General features: G+C 62.9%; 15 protein-coding genes and 3 rRNA genes. 16 read left to right on the top strand and 2 right to left on the bottom strand.

Translation table 11 applies throughout. From position 1 onward, the window contains the following. Positions 1-11: 11 nt before the first annotated feature. Positions 12-347: a hypothetical protein gene (locus tag C3B44_RS11905; RefSeq protein ID WP_235840454.1), complete on the bottom strand. Its 336-nt coding sequence runs from the start codon at positions 345-347 to the stop codon at positions 12-14. Between the two features lie 126 nt (positions 348-473). On the opposite strand from C3B44_RS11905, the gene C3B44_RS06025 reads away from it, so the two are divergent. The 6 genes from C3B44_RS06025 (at position 474) to pabB (ending at position 12,538) form a co-directional block, all read left to right on the top strand. Beyond that, the gene (locus C3B44_RS06025) at positions 474-2,303 is read left to right on the top strand and encodes an FAD/NAD(P)-binding protein (RefSeq protein WP_108431576.1); all 1,830 of its coding nucleotides are present in this window, start codon (positions 474-476) and stop codon (positions 2,301-2,303) included. 560 nt (positions 2,304-2,863) lie between these two features. Then, positions 2,864-4,389: ribosomal RNA gene (locus tag C3B44_RS06020) — 16S ribosomal RNA — on the top strand. Positions 4,390-4,777: 388 nt separating this feature from the next. Continuing rightward, positions 4,778-7,875: ribosomal RNA gene (locus tag C3B44_RS06015) — 23S ribosomal RNA — on the top strand. 124 nt (positions 7,876-7,999) lie between these two features. Next, positions 8,000-8,117 (top strand): 5S ribosomal RNA (gene rrf / locus C3B44_RS06010). The 16S, 23S and 5S rRNA genes sit together here, the layout of an rRNA operon. Positions 8,118-9,233: 1,116 nt before the next feature. Further along, positions 9,234-10,499, top strand: coding sequence for a lipase family protein (locus C3B44_RS06005; protein ID WP_158268626.1), 1,266 nt, complete (start codon positions 9,234-9,236; stop codon positions 10,497-10,499). A 92-nt stretch (positions 10,500-10,591) separates the two neighbouring features. Further along, positions 10,592-12,538, top strand: a complete 1,947-nt coding sequence (gene pabB, locus C3B44_RS06000; protein ID WP_108431574.1) for an aminodeoxychorismate synthase component I — start codon at positions 10,592-10,594, stop codon at positions 12,536-12,538. Here pabB and C3B44_RS05995 read toward each other — a convergent pair. Further along, positions 12,535-13,272, bottom strand: coding sequence for an aminotransferase class IV (locus tag C3B44_RS05995; RefSeq protein WP_108431573.1), 738 nt, complete (start codon positions 13,270-13,272; stop codon positions 12,535-12,537). The genes pabB and C3B44_RS05995 overlap by 4 nt on opposite strands. A gap of 133 nt (positions 13,273-13,405) precedes the next feature. Here C3B44_RS05995 and C3B44_RS05990 point away from each other — a divergent pair, with 133 nt between their 5' ends. From C3B44_RS05990 to xerD, 10 genes are read left to right on the top strand one after another with little or no spacing between them, the layout of a single operon-like run. Then, a complete protein-coding gene (locus tag C3B44_RS05990) occupies positions 13,406-14,257 on the top strand; it encodes a tetratricopeptide repeat protein (RefSeq protein ID WP_235840390.1) in 852 nt (283 codons plus the stop codon). Positions 14,258-14,291: 34 nt separating this feature from the next. Further along, positions 14,292-15,275, top strand: coding sequence for an HAD-IIA family hydrolase (locus tag C3B44_RS05985; protein WP_108431571.1), 984 nt, complete (start codon positions 14,292-14,294; stop codon positions 15,273-15,275). Continuing rightward, complete coding sequence (locus C3B44_RS11760; protein ID WP_199222394.1) at positions 15,269-15,436, top strand: hypothetical protein; 168 nt, start codon at positions 15,269-15,271, stop codon at positions 15,434-15,436. Before C3B44_RS05985 ends, C3B44_RS11760 begins: the two co-directional genes overlap by 7 nt. Positions 15,437-15,455: 19 nt before the next feature. Next, complete coding sequence (locus tag C3B44_RS05980; protein ID WP_108431570.1) at positions 15,456-16,280, top strand: TlyA family RNA methyltransferase; 825 nt, start codon at positions 15,456-15,458, stop codon at positions 16,278-16,280. Further along, positions 16,277-17,218, top strand: coding sequence for an NAD kinase (locus C3B44_RS05975; protein ID WP_108431569.1), 942 nt, complete (start codon positions 16,277-16,279; stop codon positions 17,216-17,218). The genes C3B44_RS05980 and C3B44_RS05975 overlap by 4 nt, the downstream gene beginning before the upstream one ends. 26 nt (positions 17,219-17,244) lie before the next feature. Next, entirely contained in the window at positions 17,245-18,969 is a 1,725-nt protein-coding gene (gene recN / locus C3B44_RS05970; protein ID WP_108432591.1) for a DNA repair protein RecN, read from the top strand. A 49-nt stretch (positions 18,970-19,018) separates the two neighbouring features. After that, on the top strand, positions 19,019-20,212 hold the full coding sequence (gene steA, locus C3B44_RS05965) for a putative cytokinetic ring protein SteA (RefSeq protein WP_108431568.1): 1,194 nt from the start codon (positions 19,019-19,021) through the stop codon (positions 20,210-20,212). A 27-nt stretch (positions 20,213-20,239) separates the two neighbouring features. After that, a complete protein-coding gene (locus tag C3B44_RS05960) occupies positions 20,240-21,157 on the top strand; it encodes a copper transporter (RefSeq protein WP_108431567.1) in 918 nt (305 codons plus the stop codon). Beyond that, positions 21,154-21,819, top strand: coding sequence for an NUDIX domain-containing protein (locus C3B44_RS05955; protein ID WP_235840389.1), 666 nt, complete (start codon positions 21,154-21,156; stop codon positions 21,817-21,819). Before C3B44_RS05960 ends, C3B44_RS05955 begins: the two co-directional genes overlap by 4 nt. 2 nt (positions 21,820-21,821) lie before the next feature. Further along, positions 21,822-22,736, top strand: coding sequence for a site-specific tyrosine recombinase XerD (gene xerD, locus C3B44_RS05950; protein ID WP_108432589.1), 915 nt, complete (start codon positions 21,822-21,824; stop codon positions 22,734-22,736). Positions 22,737-22,814 lie beyond the last annotated feature (78 nt).

The following is a 22,814-nucleotide window of genomic DNA, read 5'->3' as shown; positions in this document are numbered from 1 at the left end:
CAGGAGTAGAGTCACGCGGTGCCGCTGACCACCCGCGCGGGCGACAGGCGCATCAGCGCGAGGACGAAACCTAAGGCGAAGCCGATGGCCCCGGAGACGATGGTCAGTTTCAGCGTCTCCCACAGGCCCAGCAGGATGGACCGGGCGAAGAGCCACTCGGCGACGACGTCGAACTGCCAGCGCGGGTTGGTGAGAAAGGACCACGCAAGTCCGGCGAGCAGGACGAGGACGAAGGCGGTCAGCGCGATACGTCCGACATGCACGCGTGGCGCGATGGTGAAATCGCGGATCGAGCGCGGGGGACTGGTGTCACGCCGCGGAAGGGGCGGTGATGTGAGGGTGGACATAGCTTTCTTCTTTCCCTAGTCTGAGGCTTAGTTAGAAAAGACTGAGTGGTCTAGAACGAGTGAACCGAACGGTACGGTAGGTTTTGGAGAAAACAATACCTCAAGGTAAAAGCGCAGCTAGGGAGCATGATTTTTATGTATATAAATAGTTCGGGGACTGTGACACTCGTCATGATTGGTGGGGGTCCGCGGGCGCTCGGGATCCTGGAAAGAGTCCTCGCCCAGGCGCCTGAGATGCTTGAGAACGAACCGGCCGGTCTATCCATCCACATCGTCGATCCTTATCCACCCGGCGGCGGCCACGTCTGGCGCGAGGACCAGGACCCGCACCTGCTGATGAACTCCCGCGCCAGCGATGTCACGATCTTCACCGACGACACCTTCACCGGTTCCGGGCCAGTGCGCCGCGGCCCGAGCCTGGCGGAGTGGGCGCAAGGCGAGGGTGCGCAGGCAGTGGCGAACGCGCCTGAACTCGCCGCGGAATGCGCGCGCATCGCCTCCGATCCCCGGAGGTTTGCCTCGCGCCGGCTCAACGCGCACTACCTACACTGGGCGTTCGAGCAGGTCACTGGCGCGGCACCCGAAGGTGTGGCCATTGAGCACCATGCGGCTCTTGCTCAGCGGATCACCGGCAGCGACGGCAACTGGTTGGTCACGCTTGACGACGGCACGCATCTCCCAGCCAACCTCCTCGTAGCAACGGTCGGCCACGTCGTACCCGAGATCGATGAGCGCGCTGCGCGATGGAGTGAGCATGCTCGGCGACACGGGTTGATCCACATCCCGCCATCGCATACTCAAGACGCTGACCTTGACGTACTCTCGGCGGGCGAGGACGTGCTCGTCGAGGGCATGGGCCTGGCTTTCGTCGACCTCGTGTCACTAGTGACCGAGGGCAGAGGGGGACGCTTCCGTGAAGGCGAGTCCGGTTCGCTGGAGTATGAGCCTTCCGGAAAGGAGCCGGTCATCTGGGACGGATCCGGTCGCGGCGTGCTGTATCAGTCCAAGAAATCCGCGACACTCGAGGGGCCTCGGCCGGTGTTGCAGCACTTGACGCTGGCAAAACTTGAGTCGCTCTATAGTGAGCGCGGGCCCTTGAGCTTCGACGATGACGTGATGGATCTAGTCGAGTGCGATGTCTACGCCGCCGTGGCCGATGCGGGCCTGCCCACCGAAGGGCGCTCGCGTTACCAGAGACTGAGGGAGGCGAACCAGCCTTTGAGCGCGCATCGTTGTGAAACTGCCGCCGAGGTGGAAAAGGCGGTGGTCGATTACACCCCCGATAACCTCGAGTACTCCGTGAATAGTTCTAATCAGGAAACCGCGATTGTCTTCGATGTACTGCTGAAGGCGCACGTCTTTCTTAGCGAGCACCTGCCCGTGGACTGGCTCGACGAGCCGAGCCGAAGGCAGTTTCCCGCTTATTGGAACTGGCTGTTCAGCTTCCATGCGTCTGGTCCGCCGCCACATCGTGTGCGCCAGATCCTGGCCCTTCACCGCCAAGGGGTGGTCCGGTTTGTGGGTCCTTCGATGTGGATTCGCCCGAACGAGACGGGTTTTGCTGCGGGGTCTCGGGATTGCTCGGCGGACGTACCGGCCGTGGAATCTCGCATATTGGTCCAGGCTCACTTACCGAAGCCGCTCGCCGGCCACGGTGGCGACCGGCTACAGGCCCAGCTTGTCGACGACGGCCTCGCCTCCGTGGATACCCGCACAGGAAAGCTCGCGATCGACCGGGCGACGTACCGAGTTCTCGATCACTCGGGCCGTGCCCATGAGACCTTCTGGGCGGCGGGGCCGCATACCGCAGAAGACCCCGTGGGTGCTTTCGCGCGGCCGGGAATCGATGCGTCGATCTTCCGCTACAACGATCGTGTCGCGGGGCAGATCTGGGAGACTGTGGGTGCCGACGAAGTTCGAAAAGCGCGTGTGAGCAGTGCTAATGCCTCGGCGTAGAGCGGTGATTTGCCTTTGAATCGAGCGTTATCTTAAAGTGAAACGAGTCGCCGCGAGGAGGTAGCCGGGAGGTTACGAGGCGGTGACAGGGAAGAATTTCATACGCCGGGCTTGACTTCGGTTGGTTTGGTGTGTAGCTTCTTTCAAGCCGCTTTCGGCCGGACCTGGTTAGGGTTCGTGTTCGGGGTGTGCGAATGTTGTGTGAGAACTCGATAGTGTGCCAATAGTTTTTGTTGTCCCCGCCTTTGTGTGTGGTGTGGCATCTTGCCCTTTTTTGGGGTGTGTGCCGGGGTCAACCACTGTGATGCTGCATGCGTTTGTTTCGTGTGTGGTGTGCTCTCGTTGCCTGGGGGTTGGTTGGCTTTTTGTTTTTGGCGCATGGATGTTGTGTCTGCTCACTTTTTGTGGGTGGGGATTTTTAGCGTGTGGTTGTGTTTGTCTCGTCGATGGCATGATCATGCGTGTTTGTTCATGTAATTTTTGGATTTACACACACTGTGTGACTGTTTTGTTGTGTGGTGTGTGTTTGTCAGGTTTGGGCTTTTCACGAGCCTTTTGTTTTTGTGGAGAGTTTGATCCTGGCTCAGGATGAACGCTGGCGGCGTGCTTAACACATGCAAGTCGAACGGAAAGGCTAGTGCTTGCACTGGTACTCGAGTGGCGAACGGGTGAGTAACACGTGGGTGATCTGCCTTGTACTCTGGGATAAGCCTGGGAAACTGGGTCTAATACTGGATAGGACTGCACTGTAGGGGTGTGGTGGAAAGCTTTTGCGGTATGAGATGAGCCTGCGGCCTATCAGCTTGTTGGTGGGGTAATGGCCTACCAAGGCGGCGACGGGTAGCCGGCCTGAGAGGGTGTACGGCCACATTGGGACTGAGATACGGCCCAGACTCCTACGGGAGGCAGCAGTGGGGAATATTGCACAATGGGCGCAAGCCTGATGCAGCGACGCCGCGTGGGGGATGACGGCCTTCGGGTTGTAAACTCCTTTTGCCGCTGACGAAGCCCTTTTGGGGTGACGGTAGGTGGAGAAGAAGCACCGGCTAACTACGTGCCAGCAGCCGCGGTAATACGTAGGGTGCGAGCGTTGTCCGGAATTACTGGGCGTAAAGGGCTCGTAGGTGGTTTGTCGCGTCGTCTGTGGAATTCCGGGGCTTAACTTCGGATGTGCAGGCGATACGGGCAATACTTGAGTGCTGTAGGGGAGACTGGAATTCCTGGTGTAGCGGTGAAATGCGCAGATATCAGGAGGAACACCGATGGCGAAGGCAGGTCTCTGGGCAGTGACTGACGCTGAGGAGCGAAAGCATGGGTAGCGAACAGGATTAGATACCCTGGTAGTCCATGCCGTAAACGGTGGGCGCTAGGTGTGAGGGGCTTTCACGTTTCTCGTGCCGTAGCTAACGCATTAAGCGCCCCGCCTGGGGAGTACGGCCGCAAGGCTAAAACTCAAAGGAATTGACGGGGGCCCGCACAAGCGGCGGAGCATGTGGATTAATTCGATGCAACGCGAAGAACCTTACCTGGGCTTGACATGCACTGGATCGCTGCAGAGATGTAGTTTCTCTTTGGAGTCGGTGTACAGGTGGTGCATGGTTGTCGTCAGCTCGTGTCGTGAGATGTTGGGTTAAGTCCCGCAACGAGCGCAACCCTTGTCTTATGTTGCCAGCATTTGGTTGGGGACTCATGAGAGACTGCCGGGGTTAACTCGGAGGAAGGTGGGGATGACGTCAAATCATCATGCCCCTTATGTCCAGGGCTTCACACATGCTACAATGGTCGGTACAACGGGTGGCGATGCCGTGAGGTTGAGCTAATCCTTTAAAGTCGGCCTTAGTTCGGATTGGGGTCTGCAACTCGAGCCCATGAAGTCGGAGTCGCTAGTAATCGTAGATCAGCAATGCTGCGGTGAATACGTTCCCGGGCCTTGTACACACCGCCCGTCACGTCATGAAAGTTGGTAACACCCGAAGCCCACGGCCTAAACCTTTTTGGTGGGGAGTGGTCGAAGGTGGGATCGGCAATTGGGACGAAGTCGTAACAAGGTAGCCGTACCGGAAGGTGCGGCTGGATCACCTCCTTTCTAAGGAGTTTTTGTGTGCCCACAGGCTTTTGTGGGTGTGTGGTTGAGTGACCGTGTGTGTTGCTGCCACGTTATTGTTTTTCGGCGTGTGAAACACACCTGGGTGCGTTTGTTGCGTGCTGGTGGGGTGTCATGTCATGTGTGGGGGCAGCAAAGGGTTTTTTAAGTGACTGTTGGCATGCTGTTGGGTGTCTGGGGCAACATTGTTCCCTGTTGTGCATCATTGATGATTGATTGCCTTGTTGTGGGTGGTTGGTTGTTGGTGGTGGTGTTGTGTGAGAACTGTATAGTGGACGCGAGCAATAATGATTTTCTTCTATTAAGGCACACTCGCTTGCTTTGGTGGGTGGGTGTGTTGTTCTTAGTGTTTTTTGTTCTGGCGTATCTTGTGTGTGTTTGTTTTAGGCGCATGGTGGATGCCTGGGCATGCTGAGCTGATGAAGGACGTGTGAGGCTGCGTTATGCCTCGGGGAGTTGCCAACAAAGCGTTGATCCGAGGATGTCCGAATGGGGTAACCCGGCACTCGTTGTGGGGTGTCACCAACATGTGAATGCATAGTGTGTTGGGGGTGACGCGGGGAAGTGAAACATCTCAGTACCCGTAGGAAGAGAAAATAATAATGATTCTGTTAGTAGCGGCGAGCGAACGTGGATGAGGCTAAACCGTGTGCGTGTGATACCTGGCAGGGGTTGCGTATGCGGGGTTGTGGGCCATGACTGTTCATGCGACTGTCATTGTGTGGTGTTGCTGGTGTGGTTAGTGGAACTGCCTTGGGATGGGTGACCGGAGTAGGTGAGAGTCCTGTACATGAAGACCATGATCAGTGGCATTGGTTGTGTGCCCGAGTAGCAACGGGCTCGTGGAATCTGTTGTGAATCTGCCGGGACCACCCGGTAAGCCTGAATACTCAGTGTGACCGATAGCGGATTGAGTACCGTGAGGGAATGGTGAAAAGTACCCCGGGAGGGGAGTGAAAGAGTTCCTGAAACCGTGTGTTGACAATCCGTCAGAGCCCTTTTTTGTTGGGGTGATGGCGTGCCTTTTGAAGAATGAGCCTGCGAGTCAGCGGCATGTCGCGAGGTTAACCCGTGTGGGGTAGTCGTAGCGAAAGCGAATACTTTTTGTGTGTTTTTAAGTGGCATGTTCTGGACCCGAAGCGGGGTGATCTACCCATGGCCAGTGTGAAGCAAGGGTAAGACTTTGTGGAGGCGCGAACCCACTTAGGTTGAAAACTGAGGGGATGAGTTGTGGGTAGGGGTGAAAGGCTAATCAAACTCCGTGATAGCTGGTTCTCCCCGAAATGCATTTAGGTGCAGCGTTGTGTGTGCTTGCCGGAGGTAGAGCGACTGGTTGGTTGAGCGGGACGATCATCTTAGCAATACCAGCCAAACTCCGAATGCCGGTGAAGTTTTAGCATGGCAGTGAGACTGTGGGGGATAAGCTTCATAGTCGAGAGGGAAACAGCCCAGATCGTCGGCTAAGGCCCCTAAGGGTGTACTAAGTGGAAAAGGATGTGTGATCGCGAAGACAGCCAGGAGGTTGGCTTAGAAGCAGCCATCCTTGAAAGAGTGCGTAATAGCTCACTGGTCGAGTGGTCGTGCGCCGACAATGTAGTGGGGCTCAAGTACACCGCCGAAGCCACGGCAGCAACAGTTGTGTTGTTGGGTAGGGGAGCGTCGTGCATGAGGTGAAGCTTTACTGTGAGGTGGGGTGGATTGTGTGCGAGTGAGAATGCAGGCATGAGTAACGAGTGTGAGGTGAGAATCCTTACCGCTGGATGACTAAGGGTTCCTGGGTCAAGTTCGTCTTCCCAGGGTGAGTCGGGGCCTAAGGCGAGGCCGACAGGCGTAGTCGATGGTTAACGGGTTGATATTCCCGTACCCGTGTGTGTGCGACCCTGATGAATCGGTGATACTAACCACCGCATGCTGCCTTTTAGCTAAGCATTTTTAATGTTTGGTGTTGGTGGTGTGTGGTGGGGCCTGATCTGGTAGTAGTCAAGTGATGGGGTGACGCAGTGGGGTAGCTACGCCACTTATTTGGATTGTGGTGCAAGCGTGTAGCACGGTGTGTTGGTAAATCCGTACACCTTTAAAGTGTGAGGCGTGATGCGTAGCCCTTTTGTGGGTGATGGTGGTGATCCTATGCTGTCGAGAAAAGCCTCTAGCGATGTACATGTACGGCCCGTACCCGAAACCGACACAGGTGGTCAGGTAGAAAATACTAAGGCGGTCGGGTGAACTGTGGTTAAGGAACTCGGCAAATTGGCCCCGTAACTTCGGGAGAAGGGGTGCCACTGGTGGTTGCTCACTCGTTGCGGTGGGTTGGCTTCTGGTGGTCGCAGTGAATAGGAGGGAGCGACTGTTTATCAAAAACACAGGTCTGTGCGAAGACGTTGAAGTTGATGTATACGGACTGACGCCTGCCCGGTGCTGGAAGGTTAAGAGGACCAGTTAGCATGCTTTGGTGTGCGAGGCTGAGAATTTAAGCCCCAGTAAACGGCGGTGGTAACTATAACCATCCTAAGGTAGCGAAATTCCTTGTCGGGTAAGTTCCGACCTGCACGAATGGCGTAACGACTCCCTTGCTGTCTCAACCACAGGCCCGGTGAAATTGCAGTACGAGTAAAGATGCTCGTTTCGCGCGGCAGGACGAAAAGACCCCGGGACCTTCACTATAGCTTGGTATTGGTGTTCGGCATGGTTTGTGTAGGATAGGTGGGAGACGTTGATGTAGCCACGCTAGTGGTTGTGGAGTCGTTGGTGAAATACCACTCTGATTGTGTTGGATGTCTAAACCTTGGCCCATGATCTGGGTTGGGGACAGTGCCTGGTGGGTAGTTTAACTGGGGCGGTTGCCTCCTAAATGGTAACGGAGGCGCCCAAAGGTTTCCTCAGCTTGGTTGGTAATCAGGTGGTGAGTGTAAGTGCACAAGGAAGCTTGACTGTGAGAGGGACTTCTCGAGCAGGGACGAAAGTCGGGACTAGTGATCCGGCATCTACTTGTGGTTGTGGTGTCGCTCAACGGATAAAAGGTACCCCGGGGATAACAGGCTGATCTTCCCCAAGAGTTCATATCGACGGGATGGTTTGGCACCTCGATGTCGGCTCGTCGCATCCTGGGGCTGGAGTAGGTCCCAAGGGTTGGGCTGTTCGCCCATTAAAGCGGCACGCGAGCTGGGTTCAGAACGTCGTGAGACAGTTCGGTCTCTATCCGCCGCGCGCGTTCAAGACTTGTGGAAGGCTGTCCCTAGTACGAGAGGACCGGGATGGACGTACCTCTGGTGTGCCAGTTGTTCTGCCTTGGGCATGGCTGGTTGGCTACGTGCGGGAGGGATAACCGCTGAAAGCATCTAAGCGGGAAGCCTGTTTCGAGATGAGGTCTTGTGTGAGGTTCCCTGTAGATGATGGGGTTGATAGGCCAGGGTTGTAAGCATTGTGAGGTGTTGAGGCGACTGGTACTAATTAACCGAATAACACACACGTGGTGTGTACGCCGCTAAGTGAGCAAGAAATACTAGTGAGATTGTTGTTGTTTGTGTCTGCTGTGCAGTGTCTGGCATGACACCGCCTGCCTTGTGGTGTGGGGTTTGTGTTGTCTTGTGGTTGTGTCGGTGGTTGATAGCGTCAGGGTCACGCCCGGTCCCATTTCGAACCCGGTAGCTAAGTCTGTGCGCGCTGATGGTACTGCACCTGGGAGGGTGTGGGAGAGTAGGTTGCCGCCGGCCACAATTGTGGTATGGATAAGTAAATGTGTGTGTGGTGGTCTGCCTGTGTACCTCTTGTTGGGGGTTGGGTGGGTCACCACACTCTTTTTATGTGTGTGGGGGTTTACGTGTGTGCGTAATCGGAAATCGATGAATCGCGAAAAACTCATAGGTTCTTAACATGCGAACGGAAACAACCGCAGAACCCTTATGCCGCGGCATAGTGCGGGCCGAAGGCTTTACGCACGTGCGTAATGATGTTGAGGATTATGCCGTGGCATAAAGGGTCGTCGTGCGGCGGGGTGACCGCCGTCAGTCGTCGCTAATGCGGTTCTGGGATTAGAATGCGCCCGATTACGCGCGTGCGTAATCGGGAAGCGATGAATCCCGGGGAACTGATAGGCGCACGACACACGCTGTCACCTGAAGCCTCTGGTTTTTACGCACGTGCGTAAGCCGGATTCAATGGGTTCCGGGATACGCAAAGGTACACGAGAACCCTCTGGTGGAGTTACGGAGTCGACCTCTGCTTTTACGCACGTGCGTAAAAGCAAATCAATTAATCCAGAGGAACTCATAGGCGACCGAGGTGCACTGTCACCTTAAGCCTCAGAATTTCACGCACGTGCGTAATGTGCCCTGGGATTATGCCACGGCATAGTGGTGGAGCCTACGACTGCGGTTCGGTGGATTGGGCCGCGCCCCCAATACGCACGTGCGTAATCGGAAGTCACGGCGCCCTAATACAGGCCGATCACGCGAAGCCGAATCTCCATTGGGAGAGCTCCATCAACTCTACGGCTCTGCATCCCACTGGCCCCAGCACGACCGACATGCCACGACCCCGCAACGCCTCCAGATCGTGGCGTATACGACATTAAGAGTAGATTTGTGACCATGGATACCTTCAGCTACGTTTATATGTTAATAATTTTATAACACAGGTAAGTTAAAGGAAAAGCTGAGGGGCATATAATTCTATCCGATCACAAGCGATCTTCTTCCAAGACCAAACCGGCACGCCTCGCCCTTGCGAGTGCACTCAGCTGCGCACTGCTCGTCCCTTCCGCGCCCGCTGCGCTCGCACAATCGGCCGCGCCGGAACTCCCGACCACGCTGTCGTCGGAACCCGCCGAGGTGCCCCTCTACGGTCGGCTTCCTAACCCGAATCCCGAAAACCTCATCACAGGAAGCCCCGACTACGCGCCGGCACCCGAGTTCACGCCCGAGGAAGAAGCAATCGTGGCCGACTCCCCGTTCAACCACCTGCCCGAGGCCCCACCGCGCGCTGAGGGCGCTGGCACCGTCGTGAACACGGAAGAGGCCTCACTCATGATCGACGATCGCCTGTGGGACGCGAAGGCGACTCGGTACCAGTACCGCTCAACGGATTCGCTGGGCAACGCTAGCGAAGACACTGCCATCTACATCGATCCGAACAAGCCGTGGACCGGCCCAGGCGAGCGCCCGCTCGTCGCTGTGCCTGCCGGCACCCAGGGAACCGGCCAGCACTGCGACCCGTCGCTCTCCATCCAAAGCGGGCCGGAGATCCGCATCGATCCTTTCGATATGGTCTTCCCGTATGAGGCCATCCCCGTGGGCGTCCACCTCGAGCGCGGTGCCGCCGTCGTGCTGATCGATCATCATCGCAACGCCGATGGCCACCAAGCCTACCTCGACAACATCGCCTCCGGACAATCGACCCTGGATGCGATCGCCGCGGCACAGGAGCTGGGCGTGAGCCCCGAGGCTCCGGTGGGTATTCACGGCTACTCGCAAGGCGGCGGTGCCGCTGCGGCGGCCGCCGAGCGGGCCGAAGTCTACGCCCCCGAGCTCAACATTGTCGCCACAGCCGCTGGTGGCCCCACCGTCAGCCCCGGCACCACCATCGATCAGTTCAACGGTACCGGCGCCGGTTCCTACTCGCTGTTAGCCCTCAACACCCTGTTGGATAAGGATCCTGCCTTAAAGGAGGTCGTGCGTGGCGATCTGAGCGCCACCGGGCAACAAGCGCTTGACGACGTCCGCCACTACTGCGTCCCCGGCCTAGTGGGACACTACGGCCTCGAGACCGACGACACCTGGACCGCCCAAGGCGAACGGCTTACCGCTGTGATCGAGCGCTACGCGCCGCTGACCACGGAGATTGAGCGTCAGCGCGTCGGCAAGTTCGTTCCGAACGCCCCAGTCTTCCTCTTCCATGCCGTCAACGACGACATCGTTCCCTTCGAATCGGCCACCCAGCTACGCAACGATTGGGAGGGGCTCGGCTTCAGTGAATTGACCTGGCACGCCGATGAGACGATCCCGATTTTGCCCAAGTCCGCCACCAACCACGCCCTGGCTATGGTCTTAAACCTCGACCGAGCAGCCGACTTCGTGTGGGGCCACTTCCCGCGGTAGTAGCACCCCCGCGCACCGTCCACCCGCGCCTTAACGGTACTGTCCCTAATCGGCTCCAGTCGGCCGGACAAAAAGGGGAAAGGTGGACGTCCGTGCGGGTACTTCTCATCGATAACCACGACTCTTTCACGTACAACGTGGCCCATGACATTGCGGTCATCACCGGTCAATTGCCTGACATTGTCCTTAACGACGCCCCGCCCGTCGAAGACTCCGCCGTCCCGCAGTGGTTGAGCACCTATGACGCGATCGTCGTCTCGCCTGGGCCTGGCAATCCTGAGTGCGCCGCGGATCTGGGGATCTCCCGGCACGCGATCGAGCAGGCTGAGGTCCCGGTGCTCGGCATCTGCCTCGGCATGCAGGCCATCGCCTACGACGCTGGGGTGCCCATCATCCGCGCCCCACGCCCGGTCCATGGCGAGGTCGCGGAGATCCACCACGAATCCACGGGGTTGTTCGATACTCTCGACTCGCCGGTGGCCATGGTGCGCTACCACTCGCTGATCGTTGATCCCCATGCCTGCGCGGCCTGTGATGACCTCGTCATCGACGCTCGTGATGGCGAGATCGTCATGGGGCTGCACCGGATCAGTCGCCCGCAGTGGGGCATCCAGACGCATCCCGAGTCCATCTGCTCGGAGCACGGCCGTGAGCTTCTCGCTCGGTTTTTTGCGCAGGCTGAGGCGTGGGGTCGTCGACAAGCGGCACCTGCGCCGTGGCGGCTCTACGCTCGCCGCGTGTCGACGCCCGCCTGCGCCGAAACCATCTTCGACCAGCTCTTTCGCGGCGACGATTACGCGTGGTGGCTGGATACTGCCACCGGCGACGGGGTGTCGGTCTGTGGCTCGGGGGTAGGCCCGTTAGCGCGTGTCGTCGAGGCAGATGGCGTTTTGGATCGCATCGAGCAGACGTTGGGGGCCGTGCAGGTCATCGATCTCGGCGACGAAGGCCTAGAAGCAGCGGATCTTCCGTTTACCCCCGGCTGGGTGGGATACCTCGGCTACGAGGCCGAGGCGAGCGTGTTCGTCTTCGCGGATCGCGCCGTCGCTGTCGTCGATGCGCAGGCCTGGGTGCTGGCGCTCAGCGACGAGAACGTGAAGACCTGCCAGCATGAATGGGTAAACGCAACAGCCGAGAGGCTGCGCGGCATGAGTGCGCAGCCGCCTACACTTCCGGCCCCTCCCGCAATCGGTGAGCTGAAGCTTCGCCATGGCCGTGCGGACTACCTCGAGCTCATCGATAAGTGCCAGGAGAAGATCGCCGCCGGCGAAAGCTACGAGCTGTGCTTGACGAACCACATTCGCGTCGAGACGCGCAGCGATCCCTGGCAGCTCTATCGGCGCCTGCGTACCCTGTCGCCGCGCCCCTACGCCGCCTACCTGGCGTTTTCGGGCTGCCACGTGCTCTCGGCGTCGCCGGAGCGCTTCCTCAAGGTGGACGCGCGCGGCCACGTCGAGGCCAAGCCGATCAAAGGCACCAGGCGGCGCTCGGAGGATACGGCCGAGGATAAACGCCTAGCCGGAGAGCTCTTAAGCTCCGTGAAAGAGCGGGCCGAAAACCTCATGATCGTCGATCTTCTCCGCAACGACCTCTCGCGCGTCTGCGTGCCGGGCAGCGTCCATGTGCCGTTGCTTTTCGACGTCGAAACGCACACCGGTGCCCACCAGCTCGTGAGCACGATCCGCGGCACGCTGGCTAAACCCTATGGAGCTCTCGACGCGGTGCGCGCGGCGTTTCCCGGCGGCTCGATGACGGGTGCTCCGAAGGAGCGTTCGATGGAGATCCTGCGCACGCTCGAGGCCGGCCCGCGCGGGGTGTATTCGGGGGCGCTGGGCTATATCTCCGTCGATGGGACGGTGGATTTATCGATAGTCATCCGGACCATCGTCCATCACGCCGATCACCTGGAGTTCGGCATGGGCGGGGCGATCACCGCGCGTTCCGACGCCGCCGAGGAGTGGGAGGAAACGCTGGTCAAGGCCCGCACGCTGGGCGTGGCGCTGGGCATGGATCTCGACGATCACCTCAACGCCTTTTAGGTCTCGTCCAGGGCCTTACGCCACGCCTGGAAGCGGTGGGGTGGGCCGGGGATGAGGTCTGCGCCGACCCAATCAGTGACGAGGCGCAGGCCCTGATACGCATTGAGTAACCAGGTTTCGCGGCCGTCGAGATCCGCGAGGGTCGCGTGGACGTGACGCACCTCGATACCTAGCTGCGCGGCGTGGTCTTCGACCAGCCGGCGGGTCACGCTGGGAAGCACCGGAAGGTCCAGATGAGGGGCGCACAGAGTATCGCCCTCCCACCACACGAGGGCGGCATACGCGGTCTCGAGGAGGAGTCCTTCAGCGCTGCGCAGCAGGACCTCGTCGACACCACGGGTGCGGGCATGAGCGATTAGCTCGCCGCCGAGGCCGAGATCCGGGCCTTTGACCCGCGGGTTCGAGCGCGGATCCCCCGGGGAGAGGACCGCTACCTTCACCGTGGGCCGCCGCGGTGGTCCGGGGCGCAGATCACAGTAGAGGCAGTCGTCGATAAGCCGCACCCGGGGAAACCACTCGCCAACATCCGGTACCTTCCGGGCGGCGGCGTCGACTAGAGCGTCGGCATCGAGGCCCGGTGCGTAGCGGGCGACCGAACTGGCGAAACGCTCCCGGTGCAGATCGAGTCGACGGACGTGACCGTCGACCTGGCGCCAGGAATCGGCAACGCGCACAGTGCCGGTGGGGGCACAAGCTGGTATCAGGGTGCCGGCGTCGAAGAGGAAGGTCTCCATCGACTTATACCTTAGGGAATTGCTCTGCTATGAGCCCAGCCAGAATCACGCTTGGTGTGGTGCGGGCGCTATGATCGGAAAGATCGAGGAGCCCTCCGTGCAGGAGCCACATTTAGGTGCAGAAAGGATCCGCATGACTGAACCGGACGATCAGAACGCGAAAGAGCCCCGCGCGAAAGATCACGCCTCGGAGAAGTCCGGCGGACGACGCCCCCACCACAAGAAGCGCTCCAAGAAGCACTCCCAGCGAGGCGGTGCGAAACGCAACCAGAACACCAGCTTCGGGCCCTCGCGCAAGAACTTCCGCGAGGAACGCGACCAGATCCGCGACAATGAGCCCGATATCCCGGAGGGCATCAACATCAAGGACCTCGATCCGCTGGTGCGCCAGGATCTACGGGTGCTGTCGAAGGAGAACGCGGAGGCCGTCGCCAAGCACATGATCATGGCGGTCGATCTTCTCGACGACGACCCGCAGCTCGCCCTGCGGCACGCGCGGGCGGCGAAGAACCGCGCCGGTCGCGTCGGCGTGGTGCGCGAGTCGAACGGCATCGTCGCCTACCGGGCAGGGGAGTGGAAGGAGGCGCTCTCCGAGCTGCGCGCGGCGCGGCGTATCTCCGGCGGGCCGGGTCTTTTGGCCGTCATGGCGGACTGCGAGCGTGGCCTCGGCCGCCCGCAGAAAGCCATCGAGCTCAGCCGCAGTGAAGAGGCGCGCGAGCTCGATCCGGCCTCCCGGATTGAGCTGGGCATCGTGGTGGCCGGTGCGCGCCGTGATTTGGGGCAGGTGGAGTCGGCAGTCGTCACGCTGGAGCGCCTGCAGCCTTCCTTGGATGCCACGGGCGAAAGCGCCGGGCGCCTGTCCTATGCCTACGCGGATGCGTTGGAGGAGCTCGGGCGCACCGAAGAAGCCCGCCGCTGGTTCAAGCACGCGGCAGCGCAGGATACTGACGGGGTGACCGACGCGGCCGAACGTGCGGCCGACTAAGCGCCTCCTTAAAGTACCGATAGACTGAGTGACCATGAGCTTGCTGGACTTCTACGACTCATTGCTGCTGGATCTCGACGGCACCGTATGGGAGGGCGGCCGCGCCATCCCGCACGCGGTCGAGACCCTCACCGCCTCGTCGCTGAACACCATCTACATCACGAATAACGCCTCGCGGGCGCCGGAGGACGTGGCCAAGCGCCTGCAGACCATTGGCCTCGAGGTCACAGACAAGCAGGTGTTGACCTCAGCGCAGTCGGCCGTGTCCCTGGTACGCGAGAGCTACCCGGCCGGCACGAAGGTCTTAATCGTCGGCTCCGAATCCTTCCGCGACCTGGCGCGGGCGGCGGAGCTTGAGGTCGTGGACTCCGCAGATGAGAACCCTGAGGTCGTGTTGCACGGCCACAACCCGGAGACCGACTGGGCGGTGCTCTCGGAGGCCGCGTATGCCCTGCACGCCGGCGCGACCTATATCGCCTCGAACCTCGATACCACGCTGCCGACTGAGCGCGGTCTGGCCGTGGGCAACGGCTCGCTCGTCGCGGCGCTGGTCTCGGCGACGGGCGTGCGCCCGGCCGCTGCTGGCAAGCCGCAGCCGACGATGTTACAGCAGGCCGCCAAAGTCCTTGGCGCGCAGCGCCCACTGGCCGTCGGGGACCGCCTGGATACCGACATTGAAGGCGGCAACGCCGCGAAGATGCCCACCTTCCATGTGCTCACGGGCGTCTCCGGGCCGATCGCGCTGCTCGAAGCCCCAGCGGAGCAGCGCCCCACCTATATCGCCCAGGACCTGCGGGATCTGCACCGCCGGCCCGAGGAGCTTGTGCCCGGCGCTCAGGGCGGGTTCACCGCGCGCGTCGACGGCGCCGACGTCCTCCTCGAGCGTGGCGACGACGCCGCCGACCCTCTCGCCGCCCTCCGCACCGTGCTCGAGGTGGCGTGGTCGCTGCGCCGTCCGCCGGAGCTGATCCGGCCGATGTCCGCGGCCGCGGAGAAGGCGGCGAGCGCCTGGTGGTAGCGCCGAAACCGCAGGACCCTTCGCGCCCGTCGATCAGCCCCGAGGAGCTGGCGGAGAAACTCGACGGCATTTTCGACGAGCCTGCCGGGAGCCTCGCCGCCGAGGCCGAACAGCTCGAGGCCGCCCACCGGATCTTAAACGACGCCCTGCAGAACAACTGACCGTAGAGAAGAGAGAGCCATGGCTGTAGCCCGCCGCCGACTGGATGCTGAGCTGGTGCGTCGCAAGATCGCCCGCTCCCGTGAGCAGGCCGTGGAGATGATCAAGGCCCAGCGAGTATCGGTGGGTGGGTTCGTGGCGAAGAAGCCGGCCACCATGGTCGATCCGGATGTCTCCATCAAGGTCGCCGAGACCGAGGAAGAGGAGTGGGCTTCGCGTGGGGCGCATAAGCTGCTCGGCGCGCTCGCCGCCTTCGAGCCGCAGGGGCTCAGCGTGCAGGGCCGACGAGTGCTCGACGCCGGGGCGTCGACGGGCGGTTTCACCGACGTCGTGCTGCGCAAGGGCGCGCGCGAGGTGGTCGCCGTCGACGTCGGCTACGGCCAGCTGGTGTGGCGTTTGCAAAACGACGAGCGGGTCACCGTCCTCGATCGCACGAACATCCGGCATCTGACGGACGAGATGATCGGCACGCCATGCGATCTCATGGTGGGCGATTTATCGTTCATTTCCCTGAAGCTCACGCTGCCGGCCATCGCGGAAGTCTTAAGCGAGGGCGCCGACCTGCTGCCGATGGTCAAACCCCAGTTTGAGGTGGGCAAGGAGCGCCTCGGCTCGGGCGGGGTGGTGCGCTCGCCGGAGCTGCGCGCCGAGGTGACGGCAGAGATCGCCCGCTTCACCCAAGAGCTGGGTTTGAGCCTGAAACAGGTCACGGCCTCGCCGATGCCCGGGCCGAGCGGCAACGTAGAGTATTTCCTGTGGCTGGTCAAAGACGGCGGCGCGAGCGCGCGCACCGGGGACCAGCTGAAGCAGATGGTGCACACCGCAGTCAAGGAGGGACCGCAGTGACCGAGACCGCCGATCGCGAGATCCTGCTCGTCCCGCACACCGGGAGGGCCAGCAACGTCTCCGCCGCGTCGCGTACCGCGGAGCTGCTCACCGCCGCCGGCATCACGGTCCGCGTGCTCTCGCAGCACGACCCGCGCCCGCTCGACGACGATCCCGTGCTCTGCCCGCTGCCGCGCGTCGAGCACACCCCGCAGGCCGCCGCCGGCTGCGAGCTCGTGCTCGTGCTCGGCGGCGATGGCACCTTCCTGCGCGCCGCCGACCTCGCCCACGCCCAGGACCTGCCGGTGCTCGGCATCAACCTCGGCCACGTGGGCTTTCTCGCCGAGTGGGAGGCCGATTCCCTCGACATCGCGATCCAGCGCGTCATCGAGCGCGACTACCGCATCGAGGAACGCATGACCTTGGATGTCACGGTCTCCGGCGAAAACGGCGAGGTGCTCGGCACCAGCTGGGCGCTCAACGAGGTCAGCATCGAAAACCTCAACCGCCGCGGCGTGCTCGACGCGATCCTCGAGGTCGACTTCCGCCCGGTCAGCTCCTTCGGCTGCGATGGCGTGCTGGTGTCCACCCCGACGGGCTCGACGGCCTATTCCTTCTCCGCCGGCGGGCCTGTCCTCTGGCCGGAACTCGACGCCATCTTGGTCGTCCCGAACAACGCCCACGCCCTGTTTACGAAGCCGCTGGTCGTCTCGCCGCGCTCGACGGTGGCGGTGGAGTCGCTCTCGTCGACTTCACCGGCGATGGCGGTCATGGACGGCTTCCGGCCCGTGGCCATGCCGCCCGGCGCCCGCATCGAGGTGGTGCGCGGCGAGCGCTCCGTGCGCTGGGTGCGTCTCGATGACCGACCTTTTACCGACCGCCTCGTGAGCAAGCTGCGCCTCCCGGTCGCCGGGTGGCGGGGCCCGCACACCATCGGCACGCACCCGCACCAAAACTAAAGCGACACTGCGGTAGCATGCGTGTCATGCTCGCAGACATCTCGATCGACAACCTCGGCGTCATCTCCCAGGCGTCTGCCGAACTGTCGGACGGGTTAACGGTGCTCACGGGCGAAACCGGCGCCGGCAAAACAATGGTGGTCACGGGCCTGCGCCTGCTCACCGGCGGCCGCGCGGACGCCTCGCGGGTGCGCGCGGGCGCGGACAAGGCGGGTGTCGACGGCCATTTCGACCTCTCCGGCATCGACGACGCCACCCGCGAGCGCCTGCTGGAACAGCTGGAATCGGCCGGCGGTGCGGCCGATGGCGAAGAAGTCACCGCCTCCCGCACGGTCAACGCCTCCGGGCGTTCCCGCGCGCACCTGGGCGGGCGCAGTGTGCCGGCGGCGACGCTCAAAGAGTTCACCGCGCCGCTTTTAACCATCCACGGCCAAAACGACCAGCTGCGCCTTTTGGCCCCCGAGCAGCAGCTCGACGCGCTCGATCGTTTCGATTCCTCCATCGCCCCGCTCAAAAACGACTACCAGCGCGCCTATCAGCGCTGGCGCAGCCTGGCGAAAGACCTCAAGCAGCGCACCGCCTCGCGCCGCGAGCTCGCCCGGGAGGCTGACCAGCTCAACTTCGCCCTCAGTGAGATCGACGAGATCGACCCCAGCCCCGGAGAAGACGTCGTCCTGGTGGAGCAGATCCGGCGGCTACAGGACGTCGATACGCTGCGCGACGCCGCCGCTACCGCCCTGACCAGCATCGACGGTCCCGAGGCCATGGGCGGCTACGGGGATGATGACCCGGCCTCCGGCCTCATCGGCCGCGCGGAGGAGGCCCTTGCCGGCTCTGGTGATGAGCGCCTGCAGGCTCTCGGCGCTGAGCTCGCCGAGATCACCGGCCGGCTGTCCACGATCACCGGGGAGCTGGGCAGCTACCTCGCCGATTTAGATGCGGATCCGGACAAGCTCGATCAGCTCTTGACCCGCCAGCAGGATCTCAAGGGGTTGATCCGCAAGTATGGGGCGGATATTGATGCCGTCATCGCCTACCGGGATGCCGCGCGGAAGCGCTATGCGTCGATCGACACCTCGAACGAGGCCCTCGAAGAGCTCGCCCGCGAGGTTAGGGCGGCCGAAAAAGAGATGCGCACCCACGCGCGCGCACTCACGGCAGCCCGCACGGCCGCGGCGGCGCAGCTGGGGGAGCAGGTCACTGAGGAAATCCGGGGCCTGGCGATGCCGAAGGCGCGCCTGCACGTAAACGTCAGCCCCACCGACCCGGGGCCCCAGGGCGCGGATCAGGTCGAGCTGCAGCTCGCGCCCAATGACGCCACCGAGCCGCGCCCGCTGGCCTCGGCGGCCTCCGGCGGTGAGCTCTCGCGCGTCATGCTCGGCCTCGAGGTCATCCTCGCCGCCGACACCCGGGGCGCGACCATGGTCTTCGACGAGGTCGACGCCGGTGTCGGGGGTCGCGCGGCCGTCGAGATCGGCCGGAGGTTGGCGCGTCTGGCGAGTAACAACCAGGTGCTCGTCGTCACGCACTTGCCGCAGGTGGCGGCCTATGCCGATACGCATCTGCACGTGGCCAAAAACGTCGGCGATACCGACGTCACCTCCGGCGTGCTCACCTTGGACGATGAGGCGCGCGTCGAGGAGCTCGCCCGCATGCTCGCGGGTCTCGACGATACCGAGACCGGCCGGGCCCACGCCGCCGAGCTGCGCCGCCACGCGGTGGCCGAAGTGCGCGAGCTACGGGGTGCTTGACGGCGCGCCTCCACCACATTGGGGAGCTTAGCCGCGAGAATCACTGACTATGAGCCTCTCGACCCGCCTGTCCTCAGCCGATCTCACGGAAGTTAACGGCCGCCTGCGCGACTGCACGCCCACTGGTAAGGGCCGACGCAAGCTGCGCGCCGGCGACATCGCGGTGATTGATGCGCCTGATATTAGCCGTCGGGAAGCGGAGTTCCTCATCGATCACGAGCCCTCCGCGGTGCTCAACATCGCGCAGTTCAGCTCGGGTAACGTGCCCAACTATGGGCCGCTGATGCTTATCGACGCCGACATCCCCCTCTTCGAGGCCGCCGGCCCCGAGCTGCGCGAGGGCTTCCGTGACGGCGCGAAGAAGGGTGCCATCGACTCCGACGGCACCGTGCACAACGGCAATCGCACGATCGCGCAGGCCACGCCCCTGGGGCGCGAGGATATCGAGAAGAACTTCGAGTCCTCGCAGAAGGCCCTGGCTGGGCGCATGGACTCCTACTTCGGCGACGCGGCGCGTTTGCTGCACTCGGAGGGCCCGCTGATGATCGACGGCGTGGGCATCCCGGACGTCGGCGATGAACTTGCCGGCCGCAAGGTGGTGGTCTTAAGCGACGGTCCCGATCATGCCCAGGAGCTGCGCGATCTGCGTAACTTCATCCAGGAATACGACCCGGTGCTCATCGGCGTCGGCGCGGCCGCGGACACGTTGGTCGATACCGGCTACTCGCCGGCGTTCATCGTCGGCGATCCGGCTGAGGTGCGCGATTCCACCCTGCGCGGGGGTGCCCGGGTGATCCTGCCCGCGGACCCCGAGGGCGCGGCCGTGGGCATTGATCGGATCCAGGAACTCGGCGTCGGCGCCACGACCTTCCCGACGGCGCTGGGCTCGCCGACCGAGCTCGCCCTGCTGCTCGCCGGGCATCACGACGCCCAGCTTGTGGTCATCGCCGGCGCGCCCTTCAATCTCGACGATGTCTTCGCCAACAACGACGGCGCCACCCCCGAGACCCTGCTCACTCGCGTCAAGCTCGGTGGACGCCTCGTCGATGCGACCGCCATCCGCGATCTGTACACCGTCTCCGGCGGTGCGGGCATGGCGTGGCTGTGGGCGTTGCTCGGCATCCTAGTCGCCGTCGCCGCGGTCATTCTCATCGTGGGCTTGGGCGGAGAAGGCTCTTTTGCCGATAACCTCATCGACACCTGGAACTCCTTCGCCCTGTCGGTTCAGTCCCTGTTTACTTAAAGCCCGGGAAGGAGACCCAAAGCTTTCATGCGTTCGACTCAGTCCGGACGAGGGCCCATCCTCGTCGCCGGAGTAGGCCTCGGCGTGGCCCTCGGGGCCGCGCTCGGCATGTTCGTCCTCGCCCCGAACACCCCGGGCTTCGGCCCCTCGGCAGATACTGCTGCCCACTCGGAGGCTCCCGCAGGCGAGCCGGAAGGCCCCGACACCGTCGAGGAAGACAGCGCCGCCGCGGCGAACGACGCCGTCGCCGCCGTGGCCCCGGCGCTCGTGGCCAACAGCCTCAACCAGCGCCCGGTGATCATCCTGCGCGCCGAGCCCGCCGATCCGCAGGTCGCCACCGAAATCGGCGAGCTGAGCGCCCAGGCCGGTGCCATCGACGCAGGCGCGATCACGCTCACCGAGAAGTTCTTCGACCCGGCCGCCGCCGAAGAGCTCGATAACATCGTCGCCGAGACGCTGCCGGAGGTAGCCACCAGCCCCGGTGAGATGGTCGCCAACGCGCTGCTGCTCGATCCGGACACCGCCGAGCCACGAGTGGCCCCTGACAAGCGCGCCGAGATCCTCACCTCCCTGCGCGAGGCCGGGTTCATCGACTACGAGGACGGCACCATCCTGCCCGCCCAGGGCATCATCGTTCTCACCGGCGGGGCCGCGGATAACACCGTCGCCGGCGCGCAGAGCGAGTTCGCCTTCGCCTTAGACTCCGGCGGCGCGGCCGTGGTGGTCGCCGGCCCCTTCGAGGACGCGGACGACGGTGCGCTCGCCGCCGTGCGCTCCGGTGATACGCCCGTGTCCACCGTCGATACCGCCAACGAGTCCTGGGCCCAGATCTCTACCGTCTTAGCGCTCGCCGAGCAGATCGGCGGCGGCTTCGGCCACTACGGCGTGGCCGATAACGCCGACGCCACCATCCCCAGCCCCGAGCCAGAAGGAGAAGCGCAGTGACCCGCGGCCAGCACGAGTTCACCGTGAAGGGTTCTAAGGTGCTTCTCGACGCCCCGATCCTCGCCGTACGCCGCGACGAAGTGGTGATGCCGGGCGGGCACACCGCCGATCGCGAGGTCGTCGAGCACTTCGGGGCGGTGGCGATCGCGGCTGTCGACGACCGCGGGCGCATCGGCCTGATCCGACAGTACCGGCACTGCGTGCGCCAGCGCCTGCTGGAACTTCCTGCCGGGCTTTTAGATATCGACGGCGAGGACGAGCTTGAGGCCGCCCGCCGGGAACTCGCCGAAGAGGCGGGCCTGGCGGCCGAAAACTGGTCGGTTCTTGCGGATCTGGTGACCTCGCCGGGGTTCTGCGAGGAGGCCTGCCGCGTCTACCTGGCGACCGGCTTAAGCGAGGTCACCGGCGTGGACAGCTACGGCGACGAGGAAGCCGATCTCACCTTCGACTGGGTGGATCTCGCGGATGCGCGCCGCCTGATCCTGGCTGGCGAGATCACCAACTCCATTGCCGTGGCCGGCATCTTCGCCGCCAGCGAGGCCCTCCAGCGCGGCGGTACGCCCCGCGCCGCCGACGCGCCCTTTGAGCTGCGGCCCACGTCGCTGCCGCGCCGGCGTCGGGAAGCTGGCATCACTCCGGACATGAAGAAGATTTCCCGGTGAGCGTGAACCCCCGCACACTGGCCGAAACCTGGCTTGAGCACTTGGCCGTCGAAAGGGGCTTAAGCGAGAACACCTTAAAAAACTACCGGCGCGACATCGAGCGCTACGTGCACTGGCTGGAGGAGGCCGGCACCGATGATTTGGCGGCGGTGACCGCCGGCGACCTGGAAGCCTATATCACTGATCTGCGCACCGGGCGGCATGGGGCGCGGCCTCTGGCGGCGTCCTCGGCCGGCCGGGCGCTGGTGGTCGCGCGCGGGCTGCACCGCTTCGGCGTGGCCGAAGGCGAGCTGGATGTCGATGTCGCGGCCGAAGTCTCCCCGCCGAGTCCGGGGCGCGTGCTGCCGGATACCTTGAGCATCGACGAGGTCTCCCAGCTGCTGGAGGCCGTGCCGGTGGGGGAGGCGGCCACCCCGGTGGACCTGCGCGACCGCGCGCTGCTCGAGATGCTCTACGGCACCGGGGCGCGCATCTCGGAGGTGCTCGGGCTCACACTCGATGACGTCGCGGATCACGACGGCATCTTGCGTATCCAGGGCAAAGGCGGTAAGCAGCGCATCGTGCCGCTGGGGTCGAAGGCCGCCGAGGCGTTGCAGGGCTATCTGGTGCGCTCGCGTCCGGTCTTGGCGACGGGCGGGAGCCACGCGCTTTTTCTCAACACCCGGCGCAATGCCTTGTCGCGGCAGAGCGCCTGGCAGGTGCTGCAGACGGCGGCGCAGCGCGCCGGCATTGAGAAGAGCATCTCCCCGCACACCCTGCGGCATAGCTATGCCACCCACCTTCTCGCCGGCGGGGCGGATGTGCGCACCGTGCAAGAGCTTTTGGGGCATTCCTCGGTGACGACCACCCAGATCTACACCCACGTCACCGCGGACAACCTGCGCGAGGTCTGGCAGCAGGCCCACCCGCGCGCGTGAGCGCTATCCTGGTGTGAGCTCCAGTCGATTAAGCGATGTAGTGTGGAAACAACACGGCTGTAATTTCCGGTGTCAAGG

Origin of the sequence: Corynebacterium yudongzhengii, assembly GCF_003065405.1 — a bacterium.
In the GTDB taxonomy this organism is placed as follows: domain Bacteria; phylum Actinomycetota; class Actinomycetes; order Mycobacteriales; family Mycobacteriaceae; genus Corynebacterium; species Corynebacterium yudongzhengii.
This window is presented reverse-complemented; position numbering and strand designations above follow the sequence as displayed.

What these genes read in the sequence shown, in the direction of transcription:
- C3B44_RS05995 (WP_108431573.1), bottom strand. Translation starts at nt 13,272, where the DNA reads ATGGAGACCTTCCTCTTCGACGCCGGCACCCTGATACCAGCTTGTGCC.
- C3B44_RS11905 (WP_235840454.1), bottom strand. Translation starts at nt 347, where the DNA reads ATGTCCACCCTCACATCACCGCCCCTTCCGCGGCGTGACACCAGTCCC.
- C3B44_RS05960 (WP_108431567.1), top strand. Translation starts at nt 20,240, where the DNA reads ATGCGTTCGACTCAGTCCGGACGAGGGCCCATCCTCGTCGCCGGAGTA.
- C3B44_RS05985 (WP_108431571.1), top strand. Translation starts at nt 14,292, where the DNA reads ATGAGCTTGCTGGACTTCTACGACTCATTGCTGCTGGATCTCGACGGC.
- C3B44_RS06025 (WP_108431576.1), top strand. Translation starts at nt 474, where the DNA reads ATGATTTTTATGTATATAAATAGTTCGGGGACTGTGACACTCGTCATG.
- recN (WP_108432591.1), top strand. Translation starts at nt 17,245, where the DNA reads ATGCTCGCAGACATCTCGATCGACAACCTCGGCGTCATCTCCCAGGCG.
- C3B44_RS05990 (WP_235840390.1), top strand. Translation starts at nt 13,406, where the DNA reads ATGACTGAACCGGACGATCAGAACGCGAAAGAGCCCCGCGCGAAAGAT.
- C3B44_RS05980 (WP_108431570.1), top strand. Translation starts at nt 15,456, where the DNA reads ATGGCTGTAGCCCGCCGCCGACTGGATGCTGAGCTGGTGCGTCGCAAG.
- steA (WP_108431568.1), top strand. Translation starts at nt 19,019, where the DNA reads ATGAGCCTCTCGACCCGCCTGTCCTCAGCCGATCTCACGGAAGTTAAC.